This is a genomic window from Parasphingopyxis algicola (genome assembly GCF_013378075.1).
Taxonomy (GTDB): domain Bacteria; phylum Pseudomonadota; class Alphaproteobacteria; order Sphingomonadales; family Sphingomonadaceae; genus Parasphingopyxis; species Parasphingopyxis algicola.
Map to the genome: position 1 here is coordinate 693,194 of NZ_CP051131.1, position 20,569 is coordinate 713,762.

Annotated in this window: 20 protein-coding genes, 2 tRNA genes and 1 pseudogene; 13 read left to right on the plus strand and 10 right to left on the minus strand. The window is 63.1% G+C overall.

Features of this window, described 5'->3' with window-relative positions:
* Positions 1 to 16: 16 nt before the first annotated feature.
* From ntrX to dusB, 3 genes are all read right to left on the minus strand, one after another.
* A complete protein-coding gene (ntrX, locus tag HFP57_RS03430) occupies positions 17 to 1,399 on the minus strand; it encodes a nitrogen assimilation response regulator NtrX (RefSeq protein ID WP_176868487.1) in 1,383 nt (460 codons plus the stop codon).
* Positions 1,399 to 3,666 (minus strand): sensor histidine kinase, encoded by a 2,268-nt coding sequence (locus tag HFP57_RS03435; RefSeq protein ID WP_246263312.1) that lies wholly within the window; start codon positions 3,664 to 3,666, stop codon positions 1,399 to 1,401. The genes ntrX and HFP57_RS03435 overlap by 1 nt, the downstream gene beginning before the upstream one ends.
* Before the next feature lie 111 nt (positions 3,667 to 3,777).
* Positions 3,778 to 4,776, minus strand: a complete 999-nt coding sequence (dusB, locus tag HFP57_RS03440; RefSeq protein ID WP_176871127.1) for a tRNA dihydrouridine synthase DusB — start codon at positions 4,774 to 4,776, stop codon at positions 3,778 to 3,780.
* Between the two features lie 77 nt (positions 4,777 to 4,853).
* Between dusB and HFP57_RS03445 the strand changes: the two genes are divergently transcribed.
* From HFP57_RS03445 to HFP57_RS17955, 3 genes are read left to right on the plus strand one after another with little or no spacing between them, the layout of a single operon-like run.
* Positions 4,854 to 6,014 (plus strand): bifunctional 2-C-methyl-D-erythritol 4-phosphate cytidylyltransferase/2-C-methyl-D-erythritol 2,4-cyclodiphosphate synthase, encoded by a 1,161-nt coding sequence (locus tag HFP57_RS03445; protein ID WP_176868488.1) that lies wholly within the window; start codon positions 4,854 to 4,856, stop codon positions 6,012 to 6,014.
* Between the two features lie 37 nt (positions 6,015 to 6,051).
* Complete coding sequence (locus tag HFP57_RS17950; protein ID WP_246263314.1) at positions 6,052 to 6,555, plus strand: hypothetical protein; 504 nt, start codon at positions 6,052 to 6,054, stop codon at positions 6,553 to 6,555.
* Positions 6,556 to 6,557: 2 nt separating this feature from the next.
* Positions 6,558 to 7,091, plus strand: coding sequence for a CinA family protein (locus HFP57_RS17955; RefSeq protein WP_246263317.1), 534 nt, complete (start codon positions 6,558 to 6,560; stop codon positions 7,089 to 7,091).
* On the opposite strand, the gene HFP57_RS03455 is transcribed toward HFP57_RS17955, so the two are convergent.
* From HFP57_RS03455 to HFP57_RS03465, 3 genes are read right to left on the minus strand one after another with little or no spacing between them, the layout of a single operon-like run.
* Positions 7,028 to 7,513 (minus strand): type II toxin-antitoxin system RatA family toxin, encoded by a 486-nt coding sequence (locus HFP57_RS03455; protein ID WP_176868490.1) that lies wholly within the window; start codon positions 7,511 to 7,513, stop codon positions 7,028 to 7,030. The two genes, HFP57_RS17955 and HFP57_RS03455, sit on opposite strands and share 64 nt — an antisense overlap.
* A 10-nt stretch (positions 7,514 to 7,523) precedes the next feature.
* Positions 7,524 to 8,456 (minus strand): lipoyl synthase, encoded by a 933-nt coding sequence (gene lipA, locus HFP57_RS03460; RefSeq protein WP_176868491.1) that lies wholly within the window; start codon positions 8,454 to 8,456, stop codon positions 7,524 to 7,526.
* A 38-nt stretch (positions 8,457 to 8,494) separates the two neighbouring features.
* On the minus strand, positions 8,495 to 9,085 hold the full coding sequence (locus tag HFP57_RS03465; protein WP_176868492.1) for a hypothetical protein: 591 nt from the start codon (positions 9,083 to 9,085) through the stop codon (positions 8,495 to 8,497).
* A gap of 136 nt (positions 9,086 to 9,221) precedes the next feature.
* On the opposite strand from HFP57_RS03465, the gene HFP57_RS03470 reads away from it, so the two are divergent.
* The 8 genes and pseudogenes from HFP57_RS03470 (at position 9,222) to HFP57_RS03505 (ending at position 15,366) form a co-directional block, all read left to right on the plus strand.
* Entirely contained in the window at positions 9,222 to 10,181 is a 960-nt protein-coding gene (locus HFP57_RS03470; protein WP_176868493.1) for a sodium-dependent bicarbonate transport family permease, read from the plus strand.
* Positions 10,182 to 10,183: 2 nt separating this feature from the next.
* Entirely contained in the window at positions 10,184 to 10,495 is a 312-nt protein-coding gene (locus HFP57_RS03475; RefSeq protein ID WP_176868494.1) for a P-II family nitrogen regulator, read from the plus strand.
* On the plus strand, positions 10,495 to 11,130 hold the full coding sequence (locus tag HFP57_RS03480) for a carbonic anhydrase (protein WP_176868495.1): 636 nt from the start codon (positions 10,495 to 10,497) through the stop codon (positions 11,128 to 11,130). The genes HFP57_RS03475 and HFP57_RS03480 overlap by 1 nt, the downstream gene beginning before the upstream one ends.
* 51 nt (positions 11,131 to 11,181) lie before the next feature.
* Positions 11,182 to 12,672 carry a sodium/proline symporter PutP gene (gene putP / locus HFP57_RS03485; RefSeq protein WP_176868496.1) on the plus strand — a complete coding sequence of 497 codons (1,491 nt, stop codon included), beginning with the start codon at positions 11,182 to 11,184 and terminating at the stop codon, positions 12,670 to 12,672.
* Positions 12,673 to 12,688: 16 nt separating this feature from the next.
* On the plus strand, positions 12,689 to 13,612 hold the full coding sequence (locus tag HFP57_RS03490) for a glutathione S-transferase family protein (RefSeq protein ID WP_176868497.1): 924 nt from the start codon (positions 12,689 to 12,691) through the stop codon (positions 13,610 to 13,612).
* Between the two features lie 4 nt (positions 13,613 to 13,616).
* A complete protein-coding gene (locus tag HFP57_RS03495) occupies positions 13,617 to 14,333 on the plus strand; it encodes an NYN domain-containing protein (protein WP_176868498.1) in 717 nt (238 codons plus the stop codon).
* A 384-nt stretch (positions 14,334 to 14,717) separates the two neighbouring features.
* On the plus strand, positions 14,718 to 14,993 hold the full coding sequence (locus tag HFP57_RS03500) for an acylphosphatase (protein WP_176868499.1): 276 nt from the start codon (positions 14,718 to 14,720) through the stop codon (positions 14,991 to 14,993).
* Between the two features lie 50 nt (positions 14,994 to 15,043).
* Positions 15,044 to 15,366 (plus strand): annotated as a pseudogene (locus tag HFP57_RS03505) (GIY-YIG nuclease family protein).
* 83 nt (positions 15,367 to 15,449) lie between these two features.
* Here HFP57_RS03505 and ettA read toward each other — a convergent pair.
* Positions 15,450 to 17,129, minus strand: a complete 1,680-nt coding sequence (gene ettA / locus HFP57_RS03510) for an energy-dependent translational throttle protein EttA (RefSeq protein ID WP_176868500.1) — start codon at positions 17,127 to 17,129, stop codon at positions 15,450 to 15,452.
* 100 nt (positions 17,130 to 17,229) lie between these two features.
* Here ettA and HFP57_RS03515 point away from each other — a divergent pair, with 100 nt between their 5' ends.
* Positions 17,230 to 18,615: a M28 family peptidase gene (locus HFP57_RS03515; RefSeq protein WP_176868501.1), complete on the plus strand. Its 1,386-nt coding sequence runs from the start codon at positions 17,230 to 17,232 to the stop codon at positions 18,613 to 18,615.
* 155 nt (positions 18,616 to 18,770) lie between these two features.
* Entirely contained in the window at positions 18,771 to 19,031 is a 261-nt protein-coding gene (locus HFP57_RS03520) for a hypothetical protein (protein ID WP_176868502.1), read from the plus strand.
* A gap of 169 nt (positions 19,032 to 19,200) precedes the next feature.
* On the opposite strand, the gene HFP57_RS03525 is transcribed toward HFP57_RS03520, so the two are convergent.
* The 3 genes from HFP57_RS03525 to HFP57_RS03535 form a co-directional block, all read right to left on the minus strand.
* Positions 19,201 to 20,145: an FkbM family methyltransferase gene (locus HFP57_RS03525; protein WP_176868503.1), complete on the minus strand. Its 945-nt coding sequence runs from the start codon at positions 20,143 to 20,145 to the stop codon at positions 19,201 to 19,203.
* A 214-nt stretch (positions 20,146 to 20,359) separates the two neighbouring features.
* Positions 20,360 to 20,436 (minus strand) — tRNA-Pro (locus HFP57_RS03530).
* A 50-nt stretch (positions 20,437 to 20,486) separates the two neighbouring features.
* A tRNA-Ile gene (locus HFP57_RS03535) sits at positions 20,487 to 20,561 on the minus strand.
* Positions 20,562 to 20,569 lie beyond the last annotated feature (8 nt).

The window sequence follows — 20,569 nt, forward strand, 5'->3', positions numbered from 1 at the left end:
CGATGCCCGACTTCAATCAGTTGCTGTTTTTCTTGTTCTCGTTGAGACCGAGGGTCTTGAGCTTGCGGTGCAGGGCCGATCGTTCCATGCCGATAAAGGTGGCCGTGCGGGAGATATTACCCGAAAAACGGCGGATCTGGACGCGCAGATATTCGCGTTCGAATGTCTCGCGCGCCTCGCGCAGCGGCGTACCCATGATCGCCCGCGCACCCTTGTCCGGCGCGATCTGCATCTGGTCTTCGAGGATTTCGGCCGGCAGCATGTCGACATCGATCCGGGCAATCCGGTCCCCCGGTGCGAGGATGATCGTGCGTTCGACGATATTGCGCAGCTGGCGGACATTGCCTGGCCATTCATAGGCCTGCATGGCGGCGATCGCCTCGTCCGAAATTTCCGGGTTGGGCACCCGGCGCTCGGCCGCGTAGCGCGCCGCGAAATGCTCGACCAGCGGCGGGATATCCTCGCGACGCTCGGCAAGCGGCGGAAGATGCACGGGGACGACGTTCAGCCGATAGAACAGATCCTCGCGGAACCGGCCTTCGGCAATTTCGGTCTCGAGATCGCGCGCGGTCGCGGAAATCACCCGTACGTCAACGTTCACGAGGCGTTGGCCGCCAATGCGGTTGAACCGCTGATCGGTCAGGACACGCAATATGCGGCCCTGCGCGGCGAGCGGCATGTCGCCGATCTCGTCGAGAAACAGCGTGCCCCCATGCGCCTGTTCGAGCAGGCCCGGGCGCGGACCATTGTCGTCCTCTGTCCCGAACAGCTCTTCCTCGACCCGCTCGGTTGTCATGCGCGCGGCACTGACGACGACGAATGGGGCCTCTGCGCGCCCGCTCCAGCTGTGCAACAGCCGCGCGGCAACCTCCTTGCCGACGCCTGCGGGTCCGGTGATCAGGACCCGGCTTCCGGTACCGGCCACCCGCTTCAGGGTCGCCCGGACGCTGTTGATGGCGCTCGAATTGCCGGTGAGCTCATCCTCTTCGCCGACCCGGGCCTTGAGCGATTCATTCTCGCGGCGCAGCCGGTCCGTTTCGGTGGCCCGCGCGATGAGATGGAGGAGCCGGGCCGCTTCGAACGGCTTTTCGATGAAATCGACGGCGCCCCGCCGGATCGCCGCCACCGCGGTATCGAGATTGCCATGGCCGGAAATCATCAGCACGGGCAGGCTCGGGTCCCGCTGCTTGATCTCTTCGAGCAGGTCGAGCCCGTCGAGCTTGGAGCCCTGCAGCCAGACATCGAGCAGGACGAGCGAGGGACGGCGTTCCTCGAGGGCCGCGATCGCTTCGTCGCTGCTCCGCGCCGTTCGCGCCTCATAGCCTTCATCTTCGAGAACCCCGGCGACCAGCTCGCAAATATCGGCTTCGTCGTCGACGACAAGAATATCGAGTGACATCAGGATGCCTCCTCATCGTTACGCGTTAACTGAAACAGGCGATCTTCACCCTCGGTATCGCCGGACATCGAGTCCTTGAGCGGCGCCAGCGCCTCGACGTCGAACGCGACACGCACCCGCGTACCGCCTTCCTTGCGATCGGAAAATGTGACCGTGCCGAAATGCTCCTCGACGATCTTCTTGACGATCGCGAGGCCCAGGCCAGTCCCGCTTTCCCGGGTGGTCATATAGGGCTCGGTGAGCCGTTCGCGCTCCGCCGGCAAGCCGACACCATTATCCTCGACATCGACGATGATCCGTCCGTCAGCCTCCGAAACGCTCAGCCTGACCAGTCCGCCGGGCTCGCCTTCGCCATGCTTCTGTTCGACGGCCTCGACGGCGTTCTTGACCACATTGGTCAGGGCCTGGCCCAGCTGCCGGCGGTCGCAGACCAGCGGCGGGAGCTCTTCGCCGACTTGCTGTTCGAATGCGATCTCGGGATGCGCGACTTCATGCAGGAAGACGGCCTGGCGTGCGATATCGACGATCGATTCCTCCCGGAAAACGGGTTTCGGCATGCGCGCGAAAGAGGAGAATTCGTCGACCATCCGCCGGAGATCGCCGACCTGACGGACAATGGTTCCCGTCAGCTTGGCGAAAACGCCGCTATCGGGGTCGGCGGCATCGCCGAACCGTCGCTGCAGCCGTTCGGCCGCCAGTTGGATCGGCGTCAGCGGATTCTTGATCTCATGGGCGATGCGCCGGGCGACGTCCGACCAGGCCGCTCGCCGCTGATCGAGCAACTGCTGGGTGATATCGTCGAAGGTCAGAACGTGGCCGCCCTGATCCTCGACCAGGGTGACCGCCAGCGTGCGCGGCTCGCCGCCGCTCGTCATCTGGATGATCTTCTCGCTGTCGCGGCCGTCGAGCAGCCGGTCGAGTTCCGGCGCTATGTCCTTCAGGCACTTCGCCATGACCGCATGCTGCTCCACTTCCATGAGTTCGGCGGCCGAACGATTGATCAGACGAACCCGCCGTTCGCTGTCGACCGAGACCACGCCTGCGGTCACGCTCGACAAAACCGCTTCGATAAAGGCGCGGCGGCTGTCGAGCTGGTCGTTGGCGAGCACCAGCGCGCCGGTCTGTTCCTCGAGCCGGCCGGTCATCCCGTTGAACGCGCTGGCCAAAGTGCCGATCTCGTCATGGGCGCCCGCTTCAGGCACCCGCGTCGAGAGATCGCCATCGGCCACTTTGCGGGCCGCCTGGACCAAAGCGCCGACGGGCCTGACAAGTCGGTCCGCCACCGTCAGTGCAATCCAGATTGCGGCCGCCACAATCAGCAGCGAAATGACGAGCAACGCAACGTTGAACCGCAACTGCATCACCTGGCCGCGATCGATCAGTTCGTCATAATCGTTGAGGATCGCCTGGGCACGTTCGGTCTGCAATTGCATCTGCGGATCCGACGCCCGCGACGCGTAAATCAGATAAGGGGAATCATCGCCGAACCGGGCAAGGGCCTCGAACCGGTCGCCGGCATCGTTGACCGCCGACTGGCGTTCGGCATCGAGCGTCGCGAGCAGCGATGCCGTCAGCCGCGATTCCATCGAGCTGTTGTCGGGATTGACGAGCGCGACGGTCCGCACATCGCCTCCCTCACCTACCGTGAATATCGCCGCATCGGATAGTTCGCGCGCATAAACCTGAAAGGCGAAATTCTGTACGAATTCAGGCGATTCGAACGACGATCCCTCGACCAGAGGTGCAAGGTCCGCCGCCATGGTTCGCGTCTCCGCCTCCACCTCCTCCAGGCTTTCGAGATAGAAATCCTGGGCAAGGCTGCCAGCGTTCTCGAGCGTGTCGCGCGCGCGCTCCGAAAACCAGAATTCCACGCCATATTGGAACAGCAACGATGCGAAAATCACGACCAGCAAGGTCGGCACCGCAGCGATGCCGGAGAACAGTGCGACAAGGCGGACGTGCAGCCGCCCCTTGCCGCCGATCGGCGAGCGCGCGGCGCGGCGCTGGGCTATTCGCCGCGCGATCAGCACCATCAGGAACATCGCCGGGACGAGGAGCGCCACCAACAATGAAGCCGTCAGGAACGGGGTGAGGAACAGTTCGTCCGAGCCCTGGCGCGTTACGATGAAATAGCTGAGCGCGACCATGGAGAGGAACACGCCGAGCGCGACGAGCTCGATAGACGGCATGAACCAGCTCTTGTGGCGCAGCCCGTCCAAGCCGCCGTCGCCGCCTGCCAATTCCCCGGAAACCGCCTCGGTCGTCATCGTTGCACGGCTAACACAGTCCCGTTGCATAGAAAACACAGTTTTCCAGACATACGGGCGTTCCATGACGCTCGCATCGGGCGGTCCGTCGCAAAATCGACAGTGCGGCGATCAAGCCGCGGCGCGTTCGAGCGCGGGCCCGAAAAAGTCGGCCAGCATCTGCAGCACCTGTTCGGGATCGTCTTCCTGATTGGCGCGGTTCCGGAATTCGGCCGATCCCGGAAGGCCCCTGGTGTACCAACCGATATGCTTGCGAGCGACCTTCACCCCGACATCGCCACCATAATGATCGAGCATATCGCGATAATGGGCGGCGATGACGCGATACTGTTCATCGAGCGACGGATCGGTACGCCGCTCGCCGGTCGCAAACCAGTGCATGATCTGGCTGAGCAGCCAGGGTTTCCCATAGGCTCCGCGGCCAACCATGACACCGTCGGCGCCCGACTGACGCAACGCCTCCTCGGCATCTTCGATCGAGCAGATATCGCCGTTGACGATGACCGGCAGCGACACCGCCTGCTTGACCTCCGACACAAAGGCCCAATCGGCATGACCTTTGTACATCTGGCAGCGCGTCCGGCCGTGCACGGTGATCAGCTGCGCGCCGAGATCCTCGGCGATCCGCGCGAGTTCCGGCGCATTGCGGCTGGAATCGTCCCATCCCGTCCGCATCTTCACGGTCACGGGCACCTGGACCGCCTTCACCGTCGCCTCGATCAATGAGGCGGCCAGCGGCAAATCGCGCATCAGCGCCGATCCCGCATCGCCATTGACGACCTTCTTGACCGGACAGCCCATGTTGATGTCGATAATCGCTGCGCCGCGATCCTCGTTGAGGCGCGCGGCATCTGCCATCACATCGGGCTCGCAGCCGGCGAGCTGCATCGACACCGGCTCCTCGATCGGATCCCAGGCCGCTTTTTGCAGCGACTGGCGCGTTTCGCGGACCATCGCATGGCTCGCGATCATCTCGGTGACGTTGAGGCCCGAGCCGTAGCGGCGGACGAGCCGACGGAACGGCCGGTCGGTGACGCCCGTCATCGGCGCCAGGACTACCGGCGTTTCGATCGTCAGCGGACCGATGGAGATGGGGGCAAGCGTTGTCATCATGCGTTTCGTTTCTGGCGCGCATCTAGTGATAAAGGCGTTGGCGGGCAAGCCGGGGCTCGGCTAAGGCGATGGCGATGTCGGATCGAGCCCATATCGTCGCACTGATCGTCGCAGCCGGCAAAGGCGAACGGGCGGGCGGCGATACGCCCAAACAATATCGGGATTTTCGCGGCCAGACCGTGCTCGCGCATGCCATCGATGCGCTGACATCACATCCAGCCATCCAAGACATCCGGGTCGTGATCGGCGAAGGCCAGGAGCAGGCCTATCGGCAAGCGATCGGATCACGCGACCCGCCCCCGCCGATCATCGGCGGCGCGTCGCGTCAGGAATCCGTGCGGAACGGGCTCGAGGCGCTCGCCACGTCCGGCGGCGCCGATATCGTGTTGATCCATGACGCCGCCCGTCCCTTTACACCGGCCGCGGTCATCGACCGGCTGATCGACGCGCTCGACGCGGACGGCGGCGCGATCCCCGCCCTGCCCGTGATCGACAGTCTCGCGCGCACGGACGGCCGCACCGTCGACCGCTCCGAATTCGTCACGATCCAGACGCCGCAAGCCTTTCGCTTCGACACGATCCTCTCGGCGCACCGGAACTGGACCGGCGATCGGCCCGCAACCGACGACGCCGCGATCGCCCGTGCCGCGGGTCATTCGGTCGCGTTGGTCGCCGGCGATCCCGCGCTCAAGAAGATCACTTTTGCCGAGGATTTCGCGATGCCTTCCAGCCTGTCAGCACCTTCCTCCGCTCTGATCCGCACCGGCCTCGGCTATGACGTCCACGCCTTTACCGAGGGCGATCATGTCTGGCTGTGCGGCGTCGAAATTCCCCATGATCGGGCGTTAGCCGGTCATTCCGATGCGGATGTCGGGCTCCACGCGCTGACCGACGCCATTCTCGGCGCGCTCGGCGAAGGCGATATCGGCGACCATTTCCCGCCCAGCGACCCGCAATGGAAGGGAGCGGCCTCGCATCGCTTTCTCGAACATGCCCGCGATCTTGCGGCGGAACGAAATGCCGCCATCCATCATGTCGATGTGACCCTGATCTGCGAGGCGCCGAAGATCGGCCCGCACCGCGCCGCGATGCGGGCCCGGATCGCCGAAATCCTTGCGATCCCGGAAAAATCTGTCAGCGTGAAGGCCACGACGACCGAGAAGCTCGGTTTTACGGGGCGCAGCGAAGGCATTGCCGCACAGGCGATCGCCACGCTCGGAGACATGGGAGGGTGATATGCGAGTGAAGAAATTGGCCGCTGGGGCGGCGTTAATGGGGTTATCGGCGCAAGCCGCCGCGCAGCCCGCCTGTCTGACGAGCGCCGAGGCCGAGACGATGATCCAGGCGATGCTGCCCAGCCTCATCGAGAATGTCAGCGAACAATGCGCACCCCACCTGCCGGCCAATGCCGGGCTGATCGCTCGCAGCCAGGCCCTGGGTCAACGTTATACGCCAGCGGCGGATGCGGCCCGGCCGGAAGCGGCGGGCCTCGCGCTGCGAATTCTGGACGAAGGCGAAGACGAAACCCCACCGTTCGACAAGGAATCCGGCGGCGAACTGGTGCTCGGTATTTTCGAGATGGGCATCGCGGTGGCCATGGCCGACGCCATGGACGCCGAGAGTTGCCCGATCGCGGACCGGGTCTTCACGGCACTCGAACCCCTTCCCTCGCGGAATTTTTCCAGTTTGCTGACGCTGCTCATCGAAATCGGCAGCCGCGACGACGAAGACGACGATCCCGGCCCGTTTTCGATCTGCGGCGTCGCGCAAGGCTGACCGTGACCGCCTCAGTGTATCTGCTGCCTAATGAACTGGTGGAGAAGGCCCGCTCGGTCATCGACGCCAATCGCTCGGCGGGGCGGCGGATCGCGCTCGCCGAAAGTTGCACCGGCGGACTGGTCGGCGCCGCCCTGACGGAAATTCCGGGCTCTTCCGATGTCTTTGATGCCAGTTTCGTGACCTATGCGAACGGCGCCAAGACGGCGCTGCTGGGCGTGCATGACGGCCTCATTGAAACGTTTGGAGCAGTATCGCCCGCCGTCGCCTGGGCAATGGCGCTCGGCGCGCTGGAACGCAGCGGCGCCGATATCGCCGTCTCGATCACCGGGGTTGCGGGGCCCGGCGGCGGAACCGACAAGAAACCGGTCGGTACCGTCATATTCGGGCGCGCGTTGCGGGGCGACGATCCCGATCAGGCGGATACCGAGCAGAAACGGTTTCCCGACCGGGGCCGGGCCGCGATCCGCCTTCAGGCGGCGCTATGGGCGCTGGAACTGCTGCTGCCCGAAACGGCGCGCCCGCCATCGCCGTAAAGCGCGTCGGCGCGCGCCTCGAAACTGTCCGTCATCTTGCGGAGCGCGCGATCGAACACCTGGCCCGCCAGGCTTTCGAACACCCGGCTGCGAAAGGCGAAATCGACGCAGAATTCGATCGTGCAACCGCCGCTGTTGCTCGGTTCGAAACCCCATTCATTGTGCAGATATTTGAGCGGACCATCGAGATAATCGACCGCGATCCGGCAAGGCCGCTCCTTGTTCACCTTCGATGTGAACGTCTCGCGCAGCGATTTGAAGCCGACGACCAGATCCGCGACCATCGCGGTCTCGCTGTTGGAGCGTATCCGGGTGGCGATCACCCAGGGCAGGAATTCCTCATAGCGCCCGACATCCGCCACCAGGTCGAACATCTGTTCGGCCGTATAGGGTACGTGTCGGGTTTCGCTGTGACGTGGCATCGATAGGGCGTCAGGCCTTGGCCAATTGCGCCTCGCGCGCGGCGCGCAACTTCTCGAAATCGTCACCGGCATGATAGCTCGATCGGGTCAGCGGGCTGGAGGCGACGAGCAGGAAGCCCTTGGCCCGGGCAATGCCGGCATAGGCGTCGAACGCCTGCGGGCTGACGAAATCGATAACCTTCGCATGTTTTGGCGTCGGCTGGAGATACTGGCCCATCGTCAGGAAATCGACGCCCGCCGAACGCATATCGTCCATCACCTGGTGCACTTCCATCCGCTCCTCGCCAAGGCCCAGCATGACGCCGGACTTGGTGAAAATCGACGGATCGTGGCGCTTCACCTGTTCGAGCAGCCGGAGCGACGCATAATAGCGCGCGCCGGGGCGGATCGTCGGATAGAGACGCGGAACCGTTTCCAGATTGTGATTGTAGACGTCCGGCCGCGCGGCGACGATCGCCTCCACAGCCGCTTCCGATTTGTTGCGGAAATCGGGCGTCAGTATCTCGATCGTCGTTTTGGGCGTCGTCTTGCGCAACGCCTCGATCACCTTGACGAACTGGCTCGCCCCGCCGTCCGGCAGATCATCGCGATCGACCGAGGTCACGACGATATGTTCGAGACCAAGCGCGGCGGCAGCATCTGCCGTATGCTGGGGTTCGAGCGGATCGACAGCGCCCGGCATGCCCGTCTTCACGTTGCAGAAGGCACAGGCCCGCGTGCAGACATCGCCGAGAATCATGACTGTCGCATGTTTCTTAGACCAGCATTCGCCGATATTCGGACAGGCGGCCTCCTCGCATACGGTATTGAGGTTCAATTCGCGCATCAGCTTGCGCGTTTGGTTGAACGTCTCGCCCATCGGCGCCTTCACCCGGATCCAGTCGGGCTTGCGTGGCCGTTTAACAGGCGTCGAAGCGGCAGTTTGCAGAGTCGCGTTGTCCATGCTTCGCAGATAGCGATGGATCGCAACGATTTCCAGAATTACTCGCCCGCCGGACCGAACGGAAGGCTGGCGGCCATGATGGGGGCCCGCTCCGGCAGATCGTCGCGAATGGCCGCGATCTCCTCGTCCGAAAGGCGGTAGACGATGCCTTCTCGAACACCGGCTTCTCCGGCGTTCGCATCGCCGCTATCGGCATAGCCGACGATGGCGCGCACCAGTTGCAGGCTCACGTCATAATCGCTGAGCTCGGCGTATCGTCCGCGAAAATCCACAATCGACAAGAGCGCATCCAGGCCGATATCGACCGGATCGGGATCGATCAGCGTCCATGCCGCCTCGGATGCACGGGCCCGCGCGACCCGCCCGGAATCCAGCACACTGCCGATATAGACGGATTCGGTCTGATATCCGTTGAGAGCGATCTCGAGGAGACCGCCGGACGCGGTCGGCAAATAGATGTTGCACGGCGTCACACAGCTATCGCCATATTCGCTGGTGACCGTTGCGCCCTCCGGTGCAGTTACGACCCGAACCGGATGCGCATTGGCGAAAGGCCGCCCGCTCACACATCCTGCCAAGGCCATCGAACCGACCGCTACGGCTACAGTCAGAAACCGGAAATTGTGCATGGTCTCGCTCCCCTGATGCGCTGTTTTTTGAATCCGTTGCACTGAATAGCGAATGAATGGCGCCGGCGGTCGGTGCATCCGCCGCTGTTGATACAATGGCTTGATGCGGTGCGACCCCTGCAATAGCGATGACCGCATGGACATCGTGATCGCCACGCTGACCTCGCCGGTCATCCTCTTTTTCATCCTCGGCATGCTGGCGGCGTCCGCGCGATCCGACCTCGCCATTCCCGAGGCCATAGCCAAGGGCCTGTCGCTCTACCTGATGGCGGCGATCGGCCTGAAAGGCGGCGTCGCGGTCTCGGAATCGGGGTTTACGCCGGAACTCGCGCTGGCTGCTGCGGCTGGCGTCGCGCTATCTTTCGTCATACCCTATCTCGCTTATCCGCTGTTGACCGGCTTCGGCAAACTCGACCGCATCAATGCCGGCGCCGTGTCGGCACACTACGGCTCGGTCAGCGTCGTCACATTCGTGACAGCGCAGGAGATTTTCACCGGTCAGTCGATGGGGCCTGCCGGCTATATGGTCGCGGTCCTCGCCCTGATGGAAACCCCTGCGATCATCAGCGGCCTCATGCTGGCCCGGCGCGGCCAGAAGCGCGATGACGGGAATGGTGGCGGGCTGCTTCACGAAGTCCTGCTCAACGCCTCGGTCGTGCTGCTGATGGGAAGCTTCTTCATCGGCCTGATGGCCGGGCCCGTCGGTTTCGAACCGATCGCACCGCTGTTCCAGGTGCCGTTCACCGGCGTGCTCTGCTTCTTCCTGCTCGACATGGGCCTCGTCGCCGCGCGGCGCCTGATCGAATCCAAATCGATGACGGTGCGGCTGGCCGCGCTCGGCATTCTCTTCCCGCTGTTCAACGGCGTCGTCGGAACCGTGCTGGGCACCGCGATCGGTCTTGACGTCGGATCGGCGGCCGCGCTCGGCGTGCTCGGGGCCAGCGCCTCCTATATTGCCGTCCCGGCGGCAATGCGCATGGCGCTGCCGGAGGCCGATCCAGGGCTCTATCTCTCGATGTCGCTTGGCGTTACTTTCCCTTTCAACATCATATTGGGCATTCCCTTGTTCGCAGCATTGGCGCAGGCGATAGGATAGTCATGGTCGAAACCGTCACCCGCAAACGGATCGAAATTCTCGTCGACAAGCCGCTGGCCCACGTGCCGATCCGGGCGGCCGCCGATGTCGGCATCGCCGGCTATTCCCTGATTCCGGTCCAATCCGGCGCCGGCCGGCACGGCAGCTGGCGCAACGACCGGATATCGGGAGCCGAAAACAAGGTGATTTTCCTGACCATCGCGTCGGAAGAAAAGGCCGACGCACTGGTCGACCAGCTTGCGCCCAAGCTCGACAGCCACAGCCTGCTCCTGACCGTTTCCGACGTGCAGGTCGTACGCGGAGACCGGTTCTAGTGCCGGAGTTCGGGGCGCTCGTCGACGGCTACTACCGGTTCCGGGCCGGCGATTATGCCGCCCAAAAACGCCGTTATGACAATCTCGACCATGACGGCCAGCATCCCCCGGTGATGGTCATCAGCTGCTGCGACAGCCGCGTCGACCCGGCGACAATTTTCGATACCGTGCCCGGCCAGATGTTCGCGCTCCGCAACGTCGCCAATCTCGTGCCCCCCTATCAGCCGGATCAGCGCCTGCACGGCGCGTCGGCGGCGATCGAGTTTGCCGTGGTCGATCTCAAGGTCCGCCATGTGGTCGTGATGGGCCATGGCAAATGCGGCGGTATTACCGCTTCGCTCAAGGGCGAAGACCGCGGCGTTGCGGGACCGAGTTTTATCGACGACTGGATGACGATCATCAAGCAGGGCCGCGATCGCATTGTCGAACGCGCGGCGACCGATCCGGCGCTCGACGCACAACGCGAGCTCGAGCATGAAGCGATCCGCATCAGCCTCCAGAACCTGCGCACCTTCCCCTATGTCGCCGAGCGCGAAGCCGAAGGCAGCCTCAAGCTCCACGGCTGTTGGTTCGCGATTGCCGATGGCGAACTGCACGTCATGGACGACGATTCCGGCGCCTTCGGGCCCGCCTGACATTTTGACCCCGCCCCTAGCCAACCATCTCGCTGCTGCTAAGGCGTTCCGATGCAAACCGGCCAGCTGATTTCCCTCGCCCTCTATTTCGTCGCCATGCTCGGAATCGGGCTCTACGCCTGGCGAACATCCACCGACGACGTTTCCGGCTATATGCTGGGCGGGCGCAAGCTGAGCCCGGCAGTCGCGTCGCTATCGGCCGGCGCGTCCGACATGTCGGGCTGGATGCTGCTCGGGCTGCCGGGCGCGATGTATGTCTCCGGGCTCAGCGCCAGCTGGATCGCGATCGGCCTGTTCATCGGCGCGCTCGTCAACTGGATCGTCGTCGCGCCGCGCCTGCGCGTACACACCCAGATCGCCGACGATGCGATCACCATTCCCGACTATTTCGAAAAGCGTTTCGAAGACCGCTCGCGCATGCTGCGCGTGATGTCCTCTATCGTCATCGTCATCTTCTTTACGCTGTACACATCGAGCGGTGTCGTCGCCGGCGGCAAGCTGTTCGAAAGCGCGTTCGGCGCCGATTATGCGCTCGGCCTCTGGATCACGGCGGGCGTTGTCGTCGTCTATACGCTGTTCGGCGGCTTCCTCGCGGTTAGCCTGACGGATTTCGTGCAAGGCTGCATCATGTTCGTCGCGCTGGTTCTCGTGCCGGTCGTCGCGTTGACCGACATCGGCGGCGCGGGCGGCCTGCAGACGACGCTTAACGGCATCGATCCGGGCCTGCTCAACCTGTTCGGCGGGATGACGGCGATCGGTATCATATCCGCGATGGCTTGGGGTCTCGGCTATTTCGGCCAGCCCCATATCATCGTCCGCTTCATGGCGATCCGCAGCGTCGCCGACGTTCCCCGGGCGCGCAATATCGGCATGACCTGGATGGGCGTCACGCTGATCGGCGCGCTCTCGACCGGACTGATCGGCCTGGCCTATGCGACGCAGACCGGTCTGCCGGTCGACGATCCCGAGACGATTTTCATCATCCTCAGCCAGATCCTGTTCCACCCGTTGATCGCCGGTTTCCTGCTCGCCGCGATCCTCGCCGCGATCATGAGCACGATCTCCTCCCAGCTGCTGGTCTCGTCGAGCTCGCTGACCGAGGATTTCTACGCGATCTTCCTGCGCAAGGAAGCGGGCCAAAAGGAACTGGTGACGATCGGGCGGCTGTCCGTCGTTGCCGTAAGCCTCGTGGCGATCGCGCTGGCCTATAACCCGAACAGCAATGTCCTCGGCCTGGTCAGTAATGCCTGGGCCGGTTTCGGCGCAGCCTTCGGCCCGATCGTCCTGCTGAGCCTCACATGGAACCGGATGACGCGCAACGGCGCGCTGGCCGGGATGATCGCCGGCGCGGCGACGGTCCTGTTCTGGATCTACGTACCGGTGCTGGCGGACGGCGCGACCTTGTCGAGTGTGATCTACGAGATCGTCCCCGGCTTTCTCGTCTGCGGCGCTATTGCCGTCAGCGTCAGCCTTTTGGGGCGCGAACCCGCCGACACCATTGCCCAGACTTTCGAACAGGCGCGCGTCGCCCGCACGAGCTGACAGGAGAAACCCGTTCATGACCGACGCCACGACCCCGATCCTCCACCATTACGACCGCTCGCCCTTCGCGGAAAAGGCGCGGATCCTGCTCGGCATCAAGGGCTTGGACTGGGGCTCGGTCGATATCCCGATGATGATGCCCAAACCCGATCTGATGCCGCTGACCGGCGGTTACCGGAAGACGCCGGTGATGCAGATCGGCGCCGACATCTATTGCGACACCCAGCTGATCACCGACGTGCTGGAAGCACGGCAACCCGATCCGGGATTTTATCCGGACGACAACAGGGGCGCGGCGATGGGCATGTTGCGCTGGTCCGAAAGCGCCTTTTTCCGCGCGAGCGTCGGCAGCGTTTTTGGCACGATCATCGAGACCCTGCCGCCCGAATTCCTTAAGGACCGCTCCGAGTTCGGCGGCGCACCGCTCGATGTCGACATGGTCAAGGCCGCGCAGCCGCATTCGATAGCCCAGTGGCGGGCCTTTACCGGCTGGGTCGACGCACAGCTCGCCGATGGCCGGGATTTCTTCTTCGGCGACGCGCCGGGCGCCGTCGATGCGAGCCTCTACATGCATGTCTGGTTCGTTTCCGCCGTCCTGTCCGCCGAACTGACCGGGATCGGCGTCTTCCGGCACGTCCAGCCCTGGGCCGCGCGGGTCGGGGCGATCAAGCACGGCAACCCGAGCCCCCTGCCCTCGTCCAACGCGCTCGATATCGCCCAATCGGCCGACCCGCGGGAGACCGAAGGGACCGTTGCGGGACGGTTCAGTTCGGGCGACACGGTCACCGTAACGCCCGACGACAATGGCCGCGTGCCGGTCGCCGGACGGCTTGTCCGGGCCGACGATGGGCGGATCACCGTGTTGCGCACCGACGACCGGGTCGGCGACGTCGCCGTGCATTTCCCGCGCGCCGGCTTTATCATTGCCCCTGCAGGATAACCCCATGCCGAACGATTACAGCCGCGATCATCACAATATCGCCCTTCTCATCGATGCCGACAACGCCTCGCACCAGGGGATCGACCCGGTGCTGACCGTGCTCGCCGAGCTCGGCACGGTGAACATCCGCCGCGCCTATGGCAACTGGCGCAAACAGGCGCTGAAGAACTGGGTCGACAAGCTGCACCGCTACGGCATCGAGCCGCAGCAGCAGTTCGATCTGACCAAGGGCAAGAACGCCACCGACATGAAGATGACGATCGACGCGATGGACCTGCTATTCGGCGGGCGCGTCGACGGGTTCGGAATCATGTCGTCGGACAGCGATTTTATGCCGATGGCGATGCGCATCCGCCAGGACGGCCTCCCCGTCTACGGCTTCGGCAGCGCCAAGACGCCCGACGCCTTCAAACAGGCCTGCACCCGCTTCATCGATGTCGATGCGCTGATCCGCGCGGAGAAGGACGGAAACGCCAAAGGCGAAAAAGGCGCGGTGGACGAGGATGTCGTCGCGCTGCTGATCGACGCCTATGACGCCGCCAAACGCGACGAAAACGGCTACGCAGCGCTATCGGCCGTCGGCCAGCGCGCCGGCAACCGCTCGAGCTTCGACGTCCGAAACTACGGCTATTCGCGCCTCCGCGACCTGATCGACGACATCCCCAACTTCGCGACCGAGCAGCGCGAGAACGGGCAGGTTTGGGTGAAGCGGTTGCGGTAACGCGCAATGACCTTAGAGTAAGTTTGAGGAGTTATCTCCTTGTGACAAGGATTGCGTCCGGATGGTTCTTTGTTGTCATTGCGAGGAGCGAAGCGACGCGGCAATCCAGAGCGAACGAGCGATGCGCTTGCGGCTCTGGATTGCCGCGACGGCCCGAAGCGAGTTCGGCCCTCCTCGCAATGACGGCTGAAACTACAATCTCGATGCGTGTCGCGGAGGAAAGACCCTAAGTTTACATACTTTACACACAGCCGGCGTTTTTTCGACGGCTTCTCCTATCCCTTCTCCGTTTCCGGTCCGCGTTGCGGCGCGGTAGCCGAAGCGGCATTATCGCCGCACGTCCGGTCCCTTATCTCACACGCGATAGCCTGTAGGACAGCATAAATGATCGCCCGTCACCTCATCATCCACGGCCGCGTCCAAGGAGTCTGGTTTCGCGACTGGACGGTGAAGACGGCGCACGAACTCGGCCTTGTCGGCTGGGTCCGCAACCGGAGGGACGGCACGGTCGAGGCGGTCGTGCAGGGTGAGGAGAAAGCGGTGGAGCGGTTCCTGTCGCTCGCGAAAAACGGGCCGCCAGCTGCCGAAGTGCTGCGGATCGATCCAGGTACGGCGGAAACCGACAGGCTTGTCGGCTTCGAGAAACGCTCGACCTGCTGATACCGTCATGCCGGACTTGATCCGGTATCCAGGGCAGTTAGGCACAAGGCATGGCAAAACAACCGGCCGTTTACATTATGGCAAACCGCCGCAACGGCACGGACTACACCGGCGTCACATCCGACCTCCCGAAACGTATCCACGAACACCGCTCGGCACCTATCCAGGTTTCACGAAACGCTACAGCCTGAAACGCCTCGTCTGGTTCGAAACCCATGAAACCATGGAAACCGCTATCGCCCGCGAAAAGCAGATCAAGAACTGGAAACGCAGCTGGAAGTTGGAGTTGATCGAAAAGGACAACCCTCGGTGGCGCGACCTGGCTGAGGATTTAGGCTTTGATCTTCTCCCAAGTTCGTCACCCCGGGCTTGACCCGGGGTCCAGGGCGGCGAGCGTCATCATTGATGGCCCTGGATGCCGGATCAAGTCCGGCATAACTACGTTTTTCCTGACACCTAACGAGTCAGCTTCTTATACGTCATCCGATGCGGCCGATCCGCTTCGTCGCCGAGCCGGCGTCGCTTGTCTTCCTCATACGCCTCGAAATTCCCCTCGAACCACTCCACATGGCTGTCGCCCTCGAACGCCAGGATATGCGTCGCGAGACGGTCGAGGAAGAAGCGGTCATGCGAAATCACCACGGCGCAACCCGCAAAACTTTCGAGCGCTTCTTCGAGCGCGCGCAGCGTTTCGACGTCGAGGTCGTTGGTCGGTTCGTCCAAGAGCAGGACGTTGCCGCCCTCCTTCAGCATCTTGGCCATATGGACGCGGTTGCGTTCGCCGCCCGATAGCTGGCCGACCTTTTTCTGCTGGTCGGTGCCCTTGAAGTTGAACGCGCCGACGTAAGCCCGCGTCTGCACTTCGTGCTTGCCGAAGGTGAAGATATCGAGCCCGTCGGAAACTTCCTCCCAGACATTGTGGTTGGGATCGAGCGCGTCGCGGCTCTGATCGACATAGCCGAGCTTGACCGTCTCGCCGACCGCGATGTCACCATCGTCCGGTTCTTCCTGGCCGGTAATGAGTTTGAACAGCGTGGTCTTGCCCGCGCCGTTCGGCCCGATCACGCCGACGATACCGCCGGGCGGCAGGCTGAACGTCAGGTCTTCGAACAGCAGTTTATCACCATAAGCCTTGGAGAGCCCCTCGGCCTCGATGACCTTGCCGCCGAGCCGCTCGGGCGTCTGGATCAGGATCTGCGCCTTGCCGGGCGAGCGGTTTTCCTGCGCCTCGACCAGCTCGTCGAACGCCTTGATGCGGGCCTTGGACTTGGTCTGGCGCGCCTTGGGCGACTGCCGGATCCAGGCCAGTTCGTCGGAAATCGCCTTCTGCTTGCCCTTGTCCTCGCGCTCTTCCTGCTCGAGCCGTTTCGCCTTCTTGTCGAGATAGGTCGAATAATTGCCTTCGTAGACGAAGTAGCGGCCGCGATCGAGCTCCAGGATCCAGTTCACGACATTGTCGAGGAAATAGCGGTCATGGGTGACGAGGATCACGTTGCCCGGATAATCGACGAGATGCTTTTCGAGCCAGGCGACGCTTTCGGCGTCGAGATGGTTGGTCGGTTCGTCGAGCAACAGGATATCGGGCTTGTCGAGCAGCAGCCGGCAGAGCGCCACGCGGCGCCGTTCGCCGCCCGAAAGACTGGTGACATCGGCATCGCCCGGCGGGCAGCGCAGCGCGTCCATCGCGATTTCGAGCTGGTTGTCGAGCGTCCAGCCATCGACGGCGTCGATCTTCTCCTGAAGCTCGCCCATTTCCTCCATCAGCGTGTCGAAATTCGCATCCTCGGGCGGGTCGGCCATCATCCCGGAAATCTCGTTGAACCGGTCGACGAGATCGGCGACGGGCCGCACGCCGTCCATCACATTCTCCTTCACCGTCTTGTCCGGATCGAGCTCCGGCTCCTGCGCCAGATAGCCGACGCGGATCCCCTCGCCCGGCCAGGCTTCGCCGGTGAAATCGGTATCGATGCCGGCCATGATCTTCATCAGAGTCGATTTGCCCGAGCCGTTGGGCCCGACGATGCCGATCTTGGCATCGGGATAGAATTGCAGATGGACCTGGTCGAGGATCGGCTTGCGGGCGCCGGGAAAGGTCTTGGTCATGCCCTTCATGACGAAGGAATATTGCGCGGCCATGGGTCGATTATGCTCCGGATGGGGATATTGGAAATTGGGCTGCGATGTAGGGACGCCAAGGCGAATTGGCAAACGTTGAAGCGCGCGTTAAGCGAGGCGCATGCAAAAAATCCTCCTCCCCCTCGCGCTCTGCGCAGCCGCCCTTCCCTCGCCACTCCTCGCGCAACCCAGCGACGCCGAAATCGCCGCGATGCGCGATGCCGCGCTGGAGGGCGATACGCTCGCCTATGAAATCACCGAAGGCCTGACGACCGAGATCGGCCCGCGCCTTGCCGGAACCGAGGCCGAAGCGCGTGCCCGCGACTGGGCGGTCGAACGGCTGACCGGCCTCGGCTTTTCCAATGTCCGGATCGAGACGTTCCAGATGCCAACCTGGGTGCGCGGCGCGGAGACTGCCGAGATCGTGTCGCCCTACCCGCAAGCCATGCACGTGACGGCGCTGGGCCGCAGCGGGTCGACCGGCGAGGCCGGCCTTCGCGCCGAGATCGTGGCGTTCGAAACGATCGAGGAATTGCGGGCCGCGCCGATCGACAGCCTTACCGGCAAGATCGCCTATGTCGGCCATCATATGGAGCCGGCCCAGGACGGATCGGGCTACGGCTTTGCCGGGCCAGCACGCTGGAACGCGCCGTCGCTGGCCGCCGAGCGCGGCGCGGCGGCGATCGTGATCCGTTCGGTCGGGACGGCCGATCATCGCAGCGGCCATACCGGCGGAACGACATGGGCCGACGGTGTCACGCCGATTCCGGCGGGCGCGCTGTCCAATCCCGATGCCGACAATCTCGAGCGTATGGTCGCGCTCGGGCGTCCGGTGACCATGCATCTGACCTTGACGCCCCAATGGATCGGCGATCGGGAATCCGGCAATGTGATCGCCGAGATACCGGGCCGCGATCCCGAAGCGGATATCGTCCTCGCCGCCTGCCATCTCGACAGCTGGGACCTTTCGCCCGGCGTGTTCGACGATGCGGCCGGTTGCGGGATCATCACCGCCGCCGCGCACCGCATCCTCGAGAGCGGCGTTCAACCGAGACGGACGATCCGCCTCTTCTGGGCGGGAGCGGAGGAAGTCGGCCTGTTCGGCGCCACCGCCTATTTCGAGCGCCACGGCGCGGACCGTCATGCCGTCGTTTCCGAATCCGATTTCGGCGCGGACCGCGTGTGGCGCGTCGAATTCGCGCTGCCGGAAGGCGCGAGCGGCGATGCCGACCGGATGAGCCGCCTGCTCGCCCCGCTCGGCATTCCGCGCAGCAACATCCCCGCGACCGGCGGTCCTGACGTCCGGATACTGGTCCGGAACGGCGCACCGGCGATCGACCTTCAGCAGGACGGCACCCGTTATTTCGATCTGCACCACACGACCAACGACACGCTCGACAAGATCGATCCGGCGCAACTGCGGCAAAATGTCGCAGCGTGGATCGTTATGCTGGCAGTCATGGCGAATAACGATATTGCAACCATGACGGCTCAAACCGCCGAGTAACTGCGAAAAACACGTGTTGCGCTGCAGCAAAAAATCCGGTTCATTTCGATACGGCCCCGCAATTACAAGTTGACGTTCCGTGGAGGGACGCTATGGCAGCGCGCTGGGATTGGCGCAGAGCCAGGCCCTGATTTATTGCTATGGGAGCACTTATAATGAAGAAACTTAGCTTTGCGCTTGCGTCCGCCAGCCTGTTCGCGCTGGCCGCATGCGGCGAAACCGCCACGGAAACCGCTGACGAAGGCGCCGAAGCCGTCGAAGCAACGGAAGAAGCCGCTGAAGAAGCGATGGCCGAAGGCGAAGAAGCCATGGATGAAGCCATGGCCGAAGGCGAAGAAGCGATGGAAGAAGGCGCTGAAGCCGCCGACGCAGCCGAAGACGCTGTCGACGAAGAGATGGCCGAAGAAGGCATGTAATCCAGCGGTTGGCCTTCCGGCTAACCAACAGTTTCGAAAGGGCGTTCCCCCATGGGGAGCGCCCTTTCTTTTTGCCCGTTTTCGATAGCCGCCAGTTTTCCTTAGCCGAATGCCCGTGCCGGCGAACTGGCCAGTAACCCGGATTCGGACCGGCCACCCTGCGCAAAGCCTAGCGAGCGGCTAGAAAAGCCTTGTATCGCTTCTTTTCCAACCGCTGTTGTCTCGCCGCTTCTTTCGCCTCGGCCTCTCGCACCCGGATATTCTCGTCAAGCGCGGCGATCATCCGCAACCGAAGATCGGGCGGAATGGCGCCACTATCCTCGGTCAAGCGGCGCCGAGCCAGTGCGGAGAACCCGAAAAGCTCCAGCAAGGCGACATGGGCCGCAGCCAGATGCTCCGGCGGATCCCACCTAAGATAAAGATTCTCCGCGCCGACGACGTGCGGGCGGTCGCTCGCGAGCGTCTGGCCCTCGAACGAATGGAACCAGGAAATATTTTGCCGGCTGGAAAACTGCACGAATCCCGCGTCGTTCAGGAACTTTTCGACTTTACCTGACAACGCCTGACCCTTGTGGACTTCGAGGTGCCAAACCTCGACCAGCACACCGAGACATTCGGAGAGACTGTTTTGCGCCCCTATGAGCGCCTCATATTCGGAACTGTGGACATCGAGTTTCAAGAAATTTGGCGGCAGCATTAATCCCTGCTCGACCGCAGCATCGATTGAGAACAGCTCGACCTCGATACGTTTCTCGGTCTCTCGGGGCGGAGCGCCGTAGCGATCCTCGAAATATTGCAGGAGTGGTATATTGGGGGGATATATCGAGGACGTTTCCGGCACTTTTGCGACGTGTAGCGCCTTTCGAGTCTGCTCCGACCAAATGCCTCCGCCCATGGGCTTATGCATATGATCGCGCTCGGATTCAGTGGCCCGGGGCTCGAACGAATATACGCATATATCTTCGGGCGTTGCATCGAAGGGCGCGAACATTTCGCCAGCGGCGCCCCCATCGACTACGTTGAATTTCTTCTCCGAAAACAACGCAAGTTCAGGGTCGGAAAACAAATTTCGGCTGGGCGCGCGAAATGGCTCATGCGAGCGCTTCTTATTCACCCGGTTCTCCATATTCGTTTTTCCCATGCGCCGGCGTTCGCCAGTAGAAGAAGAGGTGCGAGACTATCGTCGCCAGGACGCGGGTTCAACACGCCGCTCGCTATCGCCCGTTGCGAGCACTGCCGGTACACCGGGATCAGTGCAGGTTCCAACCGCCGCATCTCGCTAAGACGGAACGGCATCGACGATCTCATCCGTCGAAAGCCTCAGAAAATGGTCGGGGAGACAGGATTCGAACCTGCGACCCTCTGTTCCCAAAACAGATGCGCTACCAGGCTGCGCCACTCCCCGACCGGAAGAGCGCCCTTAGGCCGTACGGACACCAAGGGCAATGCCGGAATTGGTGGGCCCGGAGGGACTCGAACCCCCAACCAAGCCGTTATGAGCGGCCGGCTCTACCATTGAGCTACAGGCCCCACCGGTT